Origin of the sequence: Mitsuaria sp. GD03876 (assembly GCF_029840635.1) — a bacterium.
GTDB lineage: Bacteria > Pseudomonadota > Gammaproteobacteria > Burkholderiales > Burkholderiaceae_C > Roseateles.
Map to the genome: position 1 here is coordinate 1 of NZ_JAOCCU010000078.1, position 15,035 is coordinate 15,035.

At 72.4% G+C, this 15,035-nt stretch carries 9 protein-coding genes, 1 tRNA gene and 1 pseudogene; 6 read left to right on the plus strand and 5 right to left on the minus strand.

Translation table 11 applies throughout. From position 1 onward, the window contains the following. The 5 genes from N5D62_RS27480 to N5D62_RS27500 all read left to right on the plus strand — a co-directional run. On the plus strand, window positions 1–2,095 hold a 2,095-nt coding region (locus tag N5D62_RS27480), incomplete at its 5' end, for a TonB-dependent receptor (RefSeq protein WP_279761270.1). 146 nt (window positions 2,096–2,241) lie between these two features. Next, window positions 2,242–4,335 (plus strand): prolyl oligopeptidase family serine peptidase, encoded by a 2,094-nt coding sequence (locus N5D62_RS27485; protein WP_279761271.1) that lies wholly within the window; start codon window positions 2,242–2,244, stop codon window positions 4,333–4,335. Beyond that, entirely contained in the window at window positions 4,332–5,711 is a 1,380-nt protein-coding gene (locus N5D62_RS27490; protein WP_279761272.1) for an MFS transporter, read from the plus strand. The genes N5D62_RS27485 and N5D62_RS27490 overlap by 4 nt, the downstream gene beginning before the upstream one ends. 172 nt (window positions 5,712–5,883) lie before the next feature. Continuing rightward, on the plus strand, window positions 5,884–7,548 hold the full coding sequence (locus N5D62_RS27495) for a serine hydrolase (protein WP_279761273.1): 1,665 nt from the start codon (window positions 5,884–5,886) through the stop codon (window positions 7,546–7,548). A 16-nt stretch (window positions 7,549–7,564) separates the two neighbouring features. Then, window positions 7,565–9,061 (plus strand): M81 family metallopeptidase, encoded by a 1,497-nt coding sequence (locus N5D62_RS27500; protein WP_279761274.1) that lies wholly within the window; start codon window positions 7,565–7,567, stop codon window positions 9,059–9,061. Window positions 9,062–9,094: 33 nt separating this feature from the next. Here the strand turns inward: N5D62_RS27500 and N5D62_RS27505 are convergent, their stop codons facing one another. From N5D62_RS27505 to N5D62_RS27525, 5 genes are all read right to left on the minus strand, one after another. Further along, the gene (locus N5D62_RS27505) at window positions 9,095–10,402 is read right to left on the minus strand and encodes a DUF4010 domain-containing protein (RefSeq protein WP_279761275.1); all 1,308 of its coding nucleotides are present in this window, start codon (window positions 10,400–10,402) and stop codon (window positions 9,095–9,097) included. A 57-nt stretch (window positions 10,403–10,459) separates the two neighbouring features. After that, window positions 10,460–11,977, minus strand: coding sequence for a methyl-accepting chemotaxis protein (locus tag N5D62_RS27510; protein ID WP_279761276.1), 1,518 nt, complete (start codon window positions 11,975–11,977; stop codon window positions 10,460–10,462). A gap of 241 nt (window positions 11,978–12,218) precedes the next feature. Next, window positions 12,219–12,295: transfer RNA gene (locus tag N5D62_RS27515), tRNA-Pro, on the minus strand. Between the two features lie 91 nt (window positions 12,296–12,386). Next, window positions 12,387–13,469, minus strand: a complete 1,083-nt coding sequence (locus tag N5D62_RS27520) for a phosphotransferase family protein (RefSeq protein WP_279761277.1) — start codon at window positions 13,467–13,469, stop codon at window positions 12,387–12,389. Between the two features lie 61 nt (window positions 13,470–13,530). Further along, window positions 13,531–14,235: a Crp/Fnr family transcriptional regulator gene (locus tag N5D62_RS27525; protein ID WP_279761278.1), complete on the minus strand. Its 705-nt coding sequence runs from the start codon at window positions 14,233–14,235 to the stop codon at window positions 13,531–13,533. Window positions 14,236–14,526: 291 nt separating this feature from the next. On the opposite strand from N5D62_RS27525, the pseudogene N5D62_RS27530 reads away from it, so the two are divergent. Beyond that, window positions 14,527–15,035: pseudogene (locus N5D62_RS27530) on the plus strand (hypothetical protein); the annotation flags it as partial.

Here is a 15,035-nt window from a genome sequence, read left to right on the forward strand (position 1 = left end):
CACCTCGAGCAAACGCCGGCAGAAACAGGCCGAGGTCGCCGGCACCGTCTCGGTGGTCAGCGGCGCGGACCTGGAGAGTCGCGGCGCTCGCGACCAGGAGGACGTCTTCAAGCTCACCCCCGGCGTGCAGGCCAACAAGGGCGATCCCAACCAGGCGGTGCCCACGATCCGCGGCATCGGCACCGCGAGCAACGGCACGCTGCTGGGCATCCAGCAGGCCACGACCGGCTTCTACATCGAGGAGGTGCCGTTCACCGATCCCTTCGGCTTCGTCAGCGGCGCCGACCTGTCGCCGTTCGACCTCAAGCAGATCGAGGTGTTGCGCGGCCCGCAGGGCGCGCTGTTCGGCTCCGCCTCGCTGGGCGGCGCGGTCAGCTACCTGCTCAACCGGCCCGATCTCAAGCGCACCGAGTTCGCCGCGGTCGGCAGCGTCGAGCGCCTGGCCGACGGCGGCACCGGCCACGCGGTCTCCACGATGCTGAACATGCCGATCCAGAAGGACGTCGCCGCGCTGCGCGTGGTCGCCTTCGACCGGCGCGATCCCGGCTACCTCACCAACCTCGGTACCGGGAAGACCGAAGCCAACGAGCTGCACCAGCACGGCGGACGGATCCTGGCGAGCCTGCGCCCGACGTCCTCGCTGCTGCTGACCGGCATGGCGCTGACGCAGCGCACCGTGGCCGAGGACACCTTCGCGGTCTCGCCCGATCCGTCGCGCCGAACGACCGATGCGAAGGGCGCGGCGCCGCGCAGCAGCCAGTTCGACCTCGGCACCCTGCGGGTCGAATGGACGCTGCCCAACGGCCTGGAGCTGACCTCCAACACGGCCTACCTGGACAAGCAGGGCGAGGCGGTGGCCGACGCCACGCGCGCCTATTCGAAGCTGGGCAGCTACTTCGGCCCGGCCCTGGGCGTGGGCGCGCTGCCGGACCTGCCCAGCGTGCGCTCGCGCTCGCCGGAAACGCGGCGCAGCCGCGCCACCTCGCAGGAGCTGCGCCTGGCCACCACCGGCGACACCGGCTTGCAGGGCCTCGTCGGCGTCTTCTACCAACGCACGCGCTTCAGCGATCACGCCGTCAATGTGGCGCCCGGCGGGGCTGCGCTGTGGGGGCCGCTGGGCCCGGCGCTGCTGCCCGACGACGTGCTGGCCTCGGTGGACGTCGCGGCCCGCACCACCGAGCGCGCCGTCTTCGCCGAGGGCGAGTACCACTTCAACCCGGCCTGGAGCGCCACGATCGGCGGCCGCTACTACCGCACCGCGCTGGACTACGACGCGCGCACGCTGTTCATGGGCAGCCCGTCCGACGCCGCCACCGGGCTGTCGGAGAGCGGCTTCACGCCCAAGGTGTCGCTGAAATACCGCTTCGGCCCGCACATGGCCTACCTGCTGGCGTCCAAGGGCTACCGCTTCGGCGGCGTCAACGCGAATCCGCCGGTGCTGTCGCGCTACAAGTCCGATTCGCTGTGGAACTACGAGGCCGGCGTGCGCCTGGTGCCGGCGCGGGGCCTGAACCTGTCGCTGACCGCCTTCCTGCTGGACTGGAAGGACGCGCAGGTCTCCGCGACGCTGCCCGGCACCATCCCGCTGGTGGGCGTGGCCAACGTCGGCCAGGCCAAGAGCGTGGGCGTCGAGTCCGCGCTGACCTGGCAGGTGACGCGCCAGCTCGACCTGAGCGCGACGGCCGCCTACATCGATGCCCACACGACCGAGACCTACGTCAACGGCGGCGGCGCCACGGTGCCGTCCGGCGCGCGGCTGCCGGGCACGGCCCGCTTCCAGTCGACGCTGCAGGGCAGCTACGCCTTCGACGGTCCGGCCGACACCGCCGGCCGCTTCAGCGTCGCCCACAGCTTCACCGGGCGCCGGGTCTTCGAGATCGAGGGCACGACCACCGCGCCCGGCTTCTCGCAGACGGACCTGCGGCTGGCGCTGAGCCGCGGGCCGTGGGAGCTGACGCTGTCGGTGAACAACCTGTTCGACAAGCACGGCGTCAACGGCGCGGCCACGTTCTCGCTGCCCGGCGTCACCTCCTACACCGACTACTACCTGATCCGCCCGCGCGGCGTCGGCCTGTCGCTGCGCTACGACCTCTGAGGACCGGCCCCGGCAGCGCGCGCCGATTGCCGGCGCTTCATTGCCGGCGCCCCATCGCCGACGACCTGTCGCCGGCGCCATGTCGACTTCATCGATCACCCGCGACCGGTCACCGCTCGCCTTCCTTCAACTTCCAGCCGTACCCCATGAGCCAATCCGCAGTTTTCGCCTTGCCGCCCGGCGTGGCCGTCGACCCCGCCGTCGCGCCGCCGGTGCTGTCCCCCGACGCCGACCCCTACCAGTCCCTGGAGGAGGACACCGCGGAGGTGCTCGCCTGGCAGGCGGCGATGGACCGGCAGGCCCGGGACGAGCTGCAAGGCTCGCCGGCCTTCGCGCGGTTCGAGGCGCTGCTGCGCCAGGACTTCACCGATCCGCTGACCTTCCACGCGCCCCGGCCGGTGCAGGGACGCTGGTTCCTGCGGCGCGTGCCGCCGGGCGCGAAGCATCCGGTGGTCTCCGTCAGCGGCTCGCCGCAGGACCCGGGTCGGGTGCTGTTCGACCTGGCGGAGCTCGGGGCCGACGACGCCGTGCTGCAGGACATGCAGCCGTCGCCGGACGCGAGCCGCGTGCTGCTCGTGGTGAAACCCGGTGTCGAGTCGATGCAGACGCGGGTGCTCGTGCTGGACGCGCGGGACGGTGGGCGCGACGCGCCGATCGCGTTCGAGGTGCTCGGCCCGGTCGGCATGCCGGCCTGGCTGCCGGACGGCCAGCGTTTCCTGTTCGCGGGCCTGCCGCTGGGCATCGACCCCGCCGGGCTGCCGCCCGCGCCGGGCATGCGGATCTTCGAGCAGCGGCTGGACGAGGGCCTCGCCCGCTCGGTGCTGCCGCTGTCGCACGGCAGCGTCATGGTGGTGCCGCACGTGACGGCCGACGGCCGCTACGCGGTGATCGCCGAGGACCAGGCCGCGCTGCATCCGACCTACCTGAAGCGGCTGGACGGCGCCGGCGACTGGGCGCCGTTCCTGGACGCGTCCTTCGGGCGGGTGAAGGGGACCGTCGTCGGCGACGAGTACATCGCGGTGACCACCGACGGCGCGCCGCGCGGCAAGGTCGTGGCGATCCCGCTGGGCAGCCCGCGCGACCGCGCGACCTGGCGCGAGATCCTGCCCGAGTCCCGCGCGGTGGCGGTCAGCGTCACGCCGGCGGCCGGCAAGCTGGTGGTCGGCGAGACGCTGGACGGCAACGGGCGGTTGCGGGTGCTCTGGACCAACGGCCATGTCGAGCACACGGTGCCGCTGGGCGCCGAGGGCGCCATCGGCAAGTTCGCGTTCGGGTTCGTGACCGGCCTGGTGGACGACCTGGTCTGGTCCGACGGCAACCGCATCAGCTTCGTGCATTCGTCGCTGAAGCAGCCGCCGGTGGCCTACGAGTACGACGTGCGCGTCGGCCGCCTCGCGGCGATCAGCCCGATGAAGGCGCCGATCCCCGGCGTGGCCGTCATGGCCATCGCCACCGGCGGCCGCCAGGGCGGCACGGTCCAGGCTGGCGAGATCAGCTACCAGGTGATGGGCGAGGACGGCGGCTTCGGCCCGCGGCCGACGATCGTGACCGGCTACGGCGGCTTCAACGTGCACTGGCTGCCGTGCTGGTCGAACCTGGCCGCGGCCTGGGTGCGCGCGGGCGGCCGCTGGGTGCATGCGCACCTGCGCGGCGGCGGCGAGTACGGCGAGGCCTTCTGGCGCGGCGGCCGGATGGCGGAGAAGGGCAACGGCTTCGAGGACCTGTTCGCCGTCATCGACGACGTGCTGCGCCGGCGCCTGGCGACGCCGGAGCAGCTGGGCCTGTTCGGCTCGTCCAACGGCAGCCTGTTCGTCGCGGCCGCCTTCGCGCTGCAGCGCGACCGCTTCGCCGCCGGCGTGGCGCAGGTGCCGATCGTCGACGTGCTGCGTTGCGGGAAGGACCCGGCGGCGCTGGGCATCGTGCGTTCCGAGTTCGGCGACCCGCTCGACGAGGGCCAGGCGCGGTGGATGGCGGCCTGGTCGCCGTACCACCAGCTGGCGCTGGACCGGAAGTTCCCCGCCTTGCTGGTCGACGCGGGCGCGCAGGACGCGACCTGCCGGCCCTGGCATGCGCGCAAGCTGGCCGCGGCGGTCAGCGACCGCGGGGCGAAGGACAGCGGGCCGGTGCTGCTGCGGGTGCGCGAGGGCGCGGGCCACAACGTGATGCCACCGCCGTTGACGATCGAGCGCGACGCGGAGACCTTGAGCTTCTTCGCGCGGCAGCTGGGGCTGGCCACATGAGCGGGTGGGCGGCCGGCGCCGCCGCGCGGCCGGATGAGGGCCGTCAGCGCGCGGGCGCGGCGGCACGGCCGGGAGACGAGCCGGCGTCGGCGGGCGCGGCGGCCTGGCTGGCGCTGGCGGTGCTGGTGATCGCGACGATCGTCGGCGCGGTGGACCGGCAACTGCTCGTGCTGATGGGCGAGCCGCTGAAGCAGGGGCTCGGCCTGAGCGACACGCAGCTGGGCGTGCTGCAGGGCGCGGGCATCACGCTGCTGGCCGGCCTGGCAGCCTTTCCGCTGGGCTGGCTGGCGGACCGGCACGACCGCCGGCTGATCCTGGCCGCCTGCGTGCTGCTGTGGTCCGCCTCGACCGCCGCCTGCGGCCTGGCGCGCGACTTCCCGGAGCTGCTGATGGCGGCCTCGGGACTGGGCCTCGGCGAGGCCGGCCTGGTGCCCATCGTCTACAGCCTGATTCCCGACCTGTTCCCGCGCCGGCAACGGGCGACCGCCAACGCCGTCTACGCGATCGCCGCGGTCTTCGGCGCCGGCATCGGCATCTGGGCCAGCGCGCTGCTGCTGTCGGGAGCGGAGGCGCTCGCGCGGCACCTGCCGGGCGCGCTCGGAGGCCTGGAGGGCTGGCGCGTCGCCTTCGTGCTCGCCGCCTCGCTGGGACCGCTCGTGGCGCTGGGCATCGTGCTGCTGAAGGTCCGGCGTCATGAGAAGCCGGACACGGCCTCGACGCCCGAGGACGCCTCCTCCGACCTGATGCCCTACCTGCGCCGGCATGCGCGCGCGCTGGGCGGCATCTTCGGCGGCATGAGCGCGGGCAGCCTGGGCATGTCGGCGGTCGTCACCTGGCTGCCGGTGGTGGCGGTGCGCCACTTCCACGTGTCGGTGCCGGAGGCGGGCCAGGCGATCGGGCTGGGCTTCGCGGGAGGCACGCTGATCGGTGGCGTCTTCGCCGCGCTGCAGTCGCGGCTGCGCGAGCGCCACGGCGTGCGTGCCTGGGCGCGCGGCTTCGCGGCGAGCGTGGGCCTCGCCGGCCTGTGCGCCGCGGCGATGCCGGCGATGACGCAGCTGCCGGCGCTGATGCTGCTGTTCGCGGTCCAGGTGGCGGCCACCTTCGCCGGGTCGGTGATCTACGCCAACCTGATCCAGATCGCCACGCCGGCGCGGATCCGGTCGCGGGTCCTGTCGATGAACGCGGCCGGGGTCGCGATCGTGTCGGCGGCGAGCCCGGTGATCGTCGGGCTGCTGTCCGACCGGCTGCAGGTCGGCACGCGGCCGCTGCTGCTGGCGGTGGCGATCACGGCGGTAACGGCCTTGCTGCTGGGCGCCGTCGCCGTCTGGCGCGCCGAGGCCGCCATCGTGCGCACCGTCCAGGACGTCGGCGGCTGAGCCGGCACGCGCTCACCGCATCGCACTGCACCGCATCGCATCGCATCGCATCGCATCGCACGGACTCGCACCGCACCGCATCGCCATTCGTCGCGTCGCGTCGCGGCGCGACCCGGCGCATCCCATCCCATCGCGCCGCGCCCGACGCGCGCGCGCTTCACAGGAGATCCTCATGACTGAACAGGCAACCGCCGAGGCGGTGGCGGAACGGCCGCTCGGCGCGGCCGCGCTGGACGAGCTGCTGCAAGGCTTCAACCGCGGCGACGCGCCGGGCTGCGTGGTCGGCGTCGCGCACCGCGGCCAGGTGCTGTACCGCCGGGCCTTCGGCCTGGCGAGCGTGGAGCTCGGCATCGCCAACCAGGTCCACACCCGCCTGCGCATCGGCTCGACGAGCAAGCAGTTCACCTGCCTGGCGGTGCTGCTGCTGGCCGAGGACGGCCGGCTGGACATCGACGCGCCGATCGGCACCTTCTTCCCGGAGTTCACCGGGCCGCAGGGCGCGCCGACGCTGCGCCAGCTGATGCACCACACCGGCGGCCTGCGCTGCTTCCTGGACCTGGGCCTGCTCACCGACGGCGGCCGCGTGCGGCCCGCCGGCGCGGCGCTGGCGTCGCAGCGTCGGCAGGCCGAGGTGAACTTCCTCCCCGGCGACAACATCGCCTACAACAACGGCGGCTATCACCTGCTGTCGCGCGTGGTCGAGATGGTGGGCGGCATGCCCTTCGAGGACTTCCTGCGCGAGCGCATCCTGCTGCCGCTGGGCATGCGGGACACGGCGTCGGTGCGCAGCGACCTGAGCATCGTCCCCGGCCTGGCGGCGCTGCACGTGCCGGTGCCGGAGGGCGGCTACCGGCGCGGCCTGTTCCCGTCGCAGGAGGTGCTGGGGGAGGGCGGCCTGGTCTCGACGGTGGACGACCTGCTGCGCTGGATGGCGCACCTGCGCGAGCCGACGCGGGTCGGCAACGCGCGCACCTGGCGGCAGATGCTGACCCCCGCGCGGCTGAACAACGGCACGACGACGCCCTACGCGGCCGGGCTGATGGTCCACACGTACCGCGGCGTCGACATCGTCCAGCACGGCGGCAGCGTGGTCGGCGGCAGCTGCCTGATGGCGACGCTGCCCGGCCAGGCGCTGGACATCGTTGCGATCGCCAACGGCGCGGCGCTGACGCCGAAGATCTTCAACGGCCTGATCGAGGCGGTGCTGGGCGACGACGTGCTGGGCCCGCCGACGCGCCACGCGATGGCCGACGACCACCGCCCGATGGTCGGCGCGGTCTATCACGCGCCGGAGTCCGGCCTGGTCGTGTCCTTCGCGGACGTGGAGGGCAAGCTCGTGCTGACGCCGTATCACCTGGGCGGAGCGCCGCTGGTGGACGACGGCGAGCGGCTGGGCGTCGGTTTCGAGAGCATGGCCCTCGGCGGCTTCGAGGTGGACAAGCGGTCGATGGCGACCGAGGGCGAGGCGCCGGAGCGCCTGTTCATGACCGAGGCCGGCACGCTGCGCGCGCTCCGGCGGGTGCCGCCTCGGGCGCCCACGGTGGCCGACGCGGCGGCGGGGCTGCTGGGGCGCTACCGGGCGCCTGACCTCGATGCCCAGGCCCGCATCGTGCGCGACGGCGACGCCTTGCGCCTGGAGATCGACGGCCCCTGGGGCGGCCACGCGCTGGCGTTGGAGCCGCTGACCGCCGACCTGTTCAAGGCGACCTTCCCGACGCCGATGGCGATCACCTACGGCGCGTCGCTGGAGGTCGAGCGCGACGGCACCCGCGCCGTGACCCTGCGCCTGAGCAGCTGGCGGTCGCGTCGTGTGCGCTTCGACCGCGTGCCGGACTGATCCGCGAGGCCTGCTCATGAAATTCTTCATCGCGCAGATCGCCACGGAGACCAACACCTTCGCCTCGACGCCGACGGGGCAGGGTGCCTTCGAGGAGTACGGCATCTTTCGCGGCGATGCCAGCACGCGCGCGCCGGACACGACCGGGTATGGACTGGCCCAGCTGCGCGCGCTGATCGAGCGCGACGGTCACGAGGTCGTGGAGAGCGTGTGCGCCTTCGCGCAGCCGTCGGGGCCGACGGTGAGGGCCGTCTTCGAGGCACTGCGCGACGCCTTGCTCAGCGACCTGCGCGACGCGATGCCGGTCGACGCGGTGCAGCTGATGCTGCACGGCGCGATGGTGGCCGACGGCATCGACGACTGCGAGGGCGACCTGCTCACGCGCATCCGCGAGCTGGTCGGCCCGGGCGTGCCCATCGGCGTCGAGCTCGACCTGCATTGCCATCTCACGGCCGCGATGCTGCGCGCCGCCACGGCGATCGTCGCCTACAAGTCCTATCCGCACACCGACCTCGTCGAGCGGGCGGCCGAGCTCTACCGCATCGTGGCGGACACCGTCCGCGGCGCCGTCGTCCCGGTCACCGCGGTGGTCGACTGCCGGATGGTCGGCGTGTGGCCGACCACGCGTGAGCCGATGCGCTCCTTCGTGCGCCGGATGCAGGAGGCCGAGGCCATCGACGGCGTGCTGTCGGTCTCGCTCGGGCACGGCTTCCCATGGGGCGACGTGCCGGAGGCGGGCGCCAAGCTGTGGGTGGTCGCCGATGGCGACGCCGAACTGGCGCGCCGGGTGGCCCGGATGCTCGCGCGCGAGTTCTGGGACCTGCGCGAGCACGCGCGGCTGGACACCGTGCCGGTGGACGAGGCGCTGGACCTGGCGCTGGCGACCGCGGGCACGGTGGTCCTGGCCGACATGGCGGACAACCCGGGCGCCGGCGCGCCGGGCGACAGCACCTTCGTACTGCGGCGCCTGCTGGAGCGCCGGATCTCCCGCGTGGCCATCGGCGCGTTCTGGGACGTCGGGGCGGTGCGGATCTGCCAGGACGCCGGCGTCGGCGCGCGCCTGGACCTGCGCGTGGGCGGCAAGTGCGGCCCGGCCTCGGGCGATCCGGTCGACCTGCGCGTGACCGTCCGCGCGGTGGTGGAGGGGCACTCGCAGCGCGCGATGGGCGGCCGCACGCCGCTGGGCACCAGCGTCTGGGTGGAGGCCGACGGCGGGCTGCACCTGCTGCTGGTGTCGGTGCGCAGCCAGGTCTTCGCCACCGACGCGTTCACCGGCGTGGGGATCGACCCGTCGGCGCAGCGGCTGGTGGTGGTGAAGTCGATGCAGCACTTCCACGCGGAGTTCGCGCTGATCGCCGCGCGCGTGCTGTACGTGGCCGGGCCGGGCGCGGTGACGCCCGACTTCGCGGGCATCGACTACCGGCGGCGGGACCTGGACTACTGGCCGCGGGTGGCTTCCCCGGGTGGCGGGGAGGGCCCGGTCGACCTCGAATCGGTGTCCGGCCGCGATTGACGCGCGGATCCAGGCATCGATCCAGGCGCCGATTCAGGCACCGGGCGGGATCAGTCGCAGCACCAGCGGCTCCACCAGCCAGCGCACGCCCAGGCCGAGCGCCCCCAGCGCGGCGATGACCGCCGTCGCCACCACCAGCCGCGTGATCAGCGCCCGGTGCCGGGTGCGCAGCACGAAGGACAGGCTGAACAGCAGGCTGGTGAGCGAGGCCAGCACCGCGCCGTTGGCCGCCACCTCCGCTCCGATGGCGCCCTGCGTGGCCATGCTCGCGGCGGCAGCGACCGCGCTGGCGCTCGACAGCAGGCCGCCGATCACGGTGACGACGTAGAAGCCGGCTTCGCCGAACTCGCGCTGCATCAGCCGGCCCACGACGTGCAGCACCAGGAACAGCAACCCGTAGCGCAGCGCCACCGGCAGCGAGAACGGCAGCTCCAGGCGGATCTCCACCGGCGGGGTCTCCGGCGCGCGCCGATGCACCAGGCTGCCCAGCACCCAGCCGGCGGCGCCCAGCACCATGAAGCCGAAGGCGGCCGCGGCGTTGACGAACACCAGCGGCGCCAGCACCAGCAGCAGCGTGCCGTTGCGGATCACCATCGCCGCCACCGCGACCAGCACTGACCGGTAGGCCAACTCGGCGAAGCGGCCTTCCGATTCGCGCACGCGGTTGGCCATCTCGATCACGGTGAAGTTGCTGTTGACCAGGCCGCCGAAGAATGCCGACAGCTCCGCGCCCCGGGTGCCGTACATCTTCCACAGGATGTAGTTCACGAAGCCGATGCTGGCGATCAGGATCACCGTGACCCAGGCGACCCGCGGCTCGATCAGGCCCCAGGGGCCCACCGCGCCCGCGGGCAGCGCGGGATAGATGACGATGGCCAGGATGGCCAGCAGCAGCGCGGAGCGCACCTCGCCCTCGGTCAGCCCCATCGAGAGGCCGGCGAGCCGTTCCTTCCACGCCAGCAGCGCGGTGGTGCTGACCATCACCGCCGCGGGCGTCACCGTGTGGCCCAGGCCGCACAGCACGCCCGACATGCTGGTGACCAGCATGGCCGCGGAGGTGGTGAGTTCAGGGCCGGCGCCCGAGCGCATCTTGTGCACGTTCAGCGGCACGGCCAGCGCCGCGGTGAGCATCAGGCTCACCAGCGAGAAGCTCTCGCCCAGGCAGCCGCCGATGGCGCCCAGCAGCCCGATGAAGCCGAAGGTGCGCAGCCCCGCCTCCTTGCCGCGGCGCTCCCGCTCCAGGCCCAGCAGCAGGCCCAGCGACAGCGCGAGCGCCAGCCGCAGCAGGATCTCGGAGTACGGCCACTGGCCGTTGGGGAGCGCGCTACCTCCAGTCCACATGAGGCCCAGGGTAACGCAGCCGCGCGCCGGGGCAAGCCCCGGTGCGCGGGAAGACCTTCACGAGAACACGCCGACCGCCGAAACCAGCGCCTGCGACTGCTGCTCCAGCGACTCCGCCGCGGCCGAGGCCTGTTCCACCAGCGCCGCGTTCTGCTGCGTGGCCTGGTCCATCTGCGCGATGGCCTGGTTGATCTGCTCGATGCCCGCGGTCTGCTCCTGGCTGGCGCTGGAGATCTCGCCGACGATGTCGGTCACGCGCTTCACGCTGCCCACGATCTCGGCCATCGTCGCGCCGGCCTGGCCGACCAGCGCGCTGCCCGCCTCGACCTTCTGCACCGAGTCGCCGATCAGCGACTTGATCTCCTTGGCCGCCGTGGCGCTGCGCTGCGCCAGCGTGCGCACCTCCGAGGCCACGACCGCGAAGCCGCGGCCCTGCTCGCCGGCGCGCGCCGCCTCCACCGCCGCGTTCAGCGCGAGGATGTTGGTCTGGAAGGCGATGCCGTCGATGACGCCGATAATGTCGACGATCTTGTTGGACGAGCCGCTGATCGAGGCCATCGTGGCCACCACCTCGTCGACCATCCGGCCGCCCCGCACCGCGATGTCGGAGGCCGACATCGCCAGCTGGTTGGCCTGGCGGGCGTTGTCGGCGCTTTGCTTGACGGTGGCGGTGAGTTCCTCCATCGAGGCCGCCGTTTCCTCCAGGGCGCTCGCCTGCGACTCGGTGCGCGAGGACAGGTCGCGGTTGCCCGAGGCGATCTCGCCGGCGGCGCTGGCGATCGTGTCGGTCGAGCCGCGGATCTGCGCCACCGTCGAGGACAGGCTGCGCTGCATCCGGTCCATCGCGGCCAGCAGGCTGTCGGCATGCGCGCCGCGCAGGTCCACCGCCACGTTCAGGTCGCCCGCGCCGATGCGGTGCACGATGTCGGACGCATAGGCCGGCTCGCCGCCCAGCTGGACGTAGATGCTGCGGGCCATGCGCCAGCCCAGCACGCCGACCACCGCCATCAGCGCCGCGCCCAGGCCCAGCAGCACCGCGGCGCTGCGCCAGAAGGCCCTGTCGATGTCGTCGATGTAGTCGCCGAAGCCGACGATCCAGTCCCAGGGCTCGAAACGGACGATGGCGTAGAGCTTCTCGACCTCGTCCTTGGTGTTGGGCCGCGTGCCCAGCGCGGTCACGGTGCCGACGGTGCGGCCCTCCAGCGCGGCGCGGTAGCGCACGCCGGCTTCCTTGCCGCCCTTGGCGTCGACGATGCCCACGCGCTTGGGGTTGGGGTGCACGAGGTTGACGTCGTCGCTGTAGCCGCGGACGAAGAAGTACAGCTCGTCCTTGCGGAAGCTGCCGATGATCAGCTTGCCCTGCTTCTGGGCGTCCTCGCGGGTGATCTGGCCGGCGACTTCCTGCTGGTGCAGTTTCTCGAGCGCGGAATGCGCCAGCACGACCAGCGTCGACAGCTGCGCGGTGCGCTCCTTGATCATGGTCTGGCGCAGCGTCGTCAGCGACACCGCCGCCAGCACCAGCATGCCGACGAGCGCGGCGAGACAAAGGAAAAGGATGCGGGTCCGGAGTTTCATCGGGGGGAAGGGGAGGTCGGCCGCGCGGGGCGGCGGGACGGCCCGGCGGGCCACTCCGATCTATCGTCCGGTTTCCCCCGGGCTTGAGACGCCGCGCCCGCGCGCGGCCGCTGTCGTACGGCACAGCGTCACGAAATGCCGCCCTGGAAGCGCCAAGCTGAAAAGGGACCACCGGAAAAGCGTGGCCCGAAAACGGATCGAGCCGCGAAGGACGGGGTCCTTGCGGCTCGAAGAAGAGAAATGGTCGGGGCGGCGGGATTCGAACTCGCGACCCTCTGCTCCCAAAGCAGATGCGCTACCAGGCTGCGCTACGCCCCGACGAAGCCGCAGATTGTAGCCTGGATTTCGCCCCTTCCGGAACTCGCGACCCGCTGCTCCCCAAGCAGGAGGTCGCGCCCCACGACGGCGGTCAGGCGGACAGCTTCCGCGCGATCTGCCAGCCCAGTTCCGCCATCGGCCGGGCGCCGGCCGCGGCCTCGCGGGCCTGGGCGCTCGAGGCGGTGCCGTCCTCGACCCGCTTGGCGATGCCCTGCAGGATCGCGCAGATGCGGAACAGGTTGTAGGCCAGGTAGAAGTTCCAGTCCTTCATGACCGCGCCCACGTCGGCGCGGCCGGTGCGCTCGCAGTAGCGGCGCACGTAGTCCAGCTCGGACGGGATGCCCAGCGGCGCCAGGTCCACGCCGCCCAGCCCGCGCGCGGCGCCGGTCTTGCGGATGTGCCACGACATGCAGTGATAGCTGAAGTCCGCCAGCGGATGGCCCAGCGTCGACAGCTCCCAGTCCAGCACCGCCAGCACGCGGGGCTCGGTCGGATGGAACACCAGGTTGTCCAGCCGGTAGTCGCCGTGGACGATCGCCACCTCGCGCTCGTCGCGCGCCGACTCCGGGATGTGCGCCGGCAGCCACTCGATCAGCCGGTCCATCGCCTCGTTCGGGCCGGTGATCGTCGCCTGGTACTGCTTGCTCCAGCGGCCGATCTGTCGCTCGAAGTAGTTGCCCGGCTTGCCGTAGCCCTCGAGCCCGACGGCGCGCACGTCGACCCGGTGCAGCGCCGCGATGACGCGGTTCATCTCCTCGTAGATCGCCGCGCGCTCCGCGTTGGAGGCGCCCGGCAGCGTCTGGTCCCACAGCACGCGGCCCTGCATGAATTCCATGACGTAGAAGGCGCGGCCCATGACGGACTCGTCCTCGCACAGCGCCAGCATCCGGGGCACCGGCACGTCGGTGCCGGCCAGGGCCCGCATGACGGTGAACTCGCGCTCGATCGCGTGGGCCGACGGCAGCAGCTTGGCCACCGGCGCCGGCTTGGCGCGCATCACGTAGGTCGCGCCCGGCGTGATCAGCTTGTAGGTGGGATTGGACTGGCCGCCCTTGAACTGCTCGATGGTCAGCGGGCCGGCGAAGCCGTCGATCTCGCGCGAGAGCCAGGCGGCCAGCGCCTCGGCGTCGATCGGCAATGAAGGGGCGCGGGTGCCGGTGAATGCGTCGTCCACAAGGTCTCCTGGGGTTGTCGTGATTCGTGATCCGAGCGCCCCGGAGCAAGCTCCGGCGCGCTCAGCGGTTGGCGATGGCCAGCAGCTTTTCCTTGCTCAACACCACCAGCCGGGTCGGCTCGACGCGCACCGCGCCTTCGCGCTCGAAGCCCTTGAGCTCCTGGTTCACGCGCTGGCGCGAGGCGCCCAGCAGCTGCGCCAGGTCCTCCTGCGCGAGCTGCAGCCCGATGCGGACCTCCTCGCCCTGCGACACGCCGTAGCTGCGCGCCAGCAGCAGGATCTGCTTGGCCAGCCGCGAGGCCAGGGGCCGGGTGTTGAGGTCCTCGACCTGGTCGAACATCAGGCGCAGCCGCCGGCAGTTCAGCCGCAGCAGCGCCTCGTACAGCTCGGTGTGGCGCTGCAGCAGGTCCTTGAAGTCGGGCTTGCGGATCACCAGCAGCGTGGTCTCGCCATGGGCGCTGGCGTCGTGGGTGCGGGGCAGGCCGTCGAACAGCGCGATGTCGCCGAACCAGATGCCGGGCTCGACGTAGGTCAGCGTGACCTGCTTGCCCGACAGCGAGACCGAGCTGACCCGCACCGCGCCGCGCGCCACGCCGATCCATTCCTCGGCCGGCTCGCCGCGCACCGACATCAGGGCGCCGTCGGATAGACGCCTCACCGTGGCGCGCGCCAGAATGTCGCTGCGCAACGGCAGTGACAGCTTGGAAAACCACGGCCCCGACTCGATGTTGTTGCGTTCGGAAATTGTAAGAACCGAGCTGTTCATGCTTTGTCGCTGGCGTGACAGGCCAGCCGTCTCCTGAAAGATGCGGACGGACCGCGTGCGTCGCGGCCTCATCCGGCTTATTGTGAGGGACGCGCGGCGCGCCTGCCGGCGCCGCGCCACGGCGCGAATGATGCGCGGGCGATGCGCATCCAGGGCGAAGGAGGGGCGCTTTTCCGGGTTTGTCCCGGGGAGCGCCGTGCTAGAGTGAAACGCACTCCAACAGCAATAACAGCGGGAATGGATCGAGATCATCACGACCCGCGACGCATGTTGCCGTCGCACAGCGTTCTCGTGCTTGCCATCCTCATGATGTCGACGCCGGCTGCGTGGAGTCTCGGCCTCGGCCGTCCGCAAGCCGCCTCGTCGCTGGGGCAGCCGCTGAACCTGCTGTTCCCCGTCCAGCTCAACGCCGGCGAATCCCTCACCCCCGACTGCGTGCGCGCCGAGGTCGCCGCCGGCGAGTACCCGCTGTCCGCCGCCGGCCTGCACTGGCAGATCGAGGGCGACGGCGGGCGCGTCACCGGCGTGCGGCTGCGCACCGTGCAGCGCATCGACGAGCCCATCGTCACCATTCAACTCGGCCTGGGCTGCCCGGCGCGGCTGACGCGCCAGTTCACCGCCTTCATCGACCCGCCCGGCCTGAACGCCGAGCCGATGGTCGATCCCGGCCTGCCGCCGTCGCCCACCGTGTCGCCCGCACTGCAGGCGCAACGCGAGGGTCAGGCCGTGCGCGCGCCCGAGCCGCCGCCCCCGAGCCGCGCGAGCGCGCCGGCGCCGGACCTGGCGCTCGCCGCCGCGGC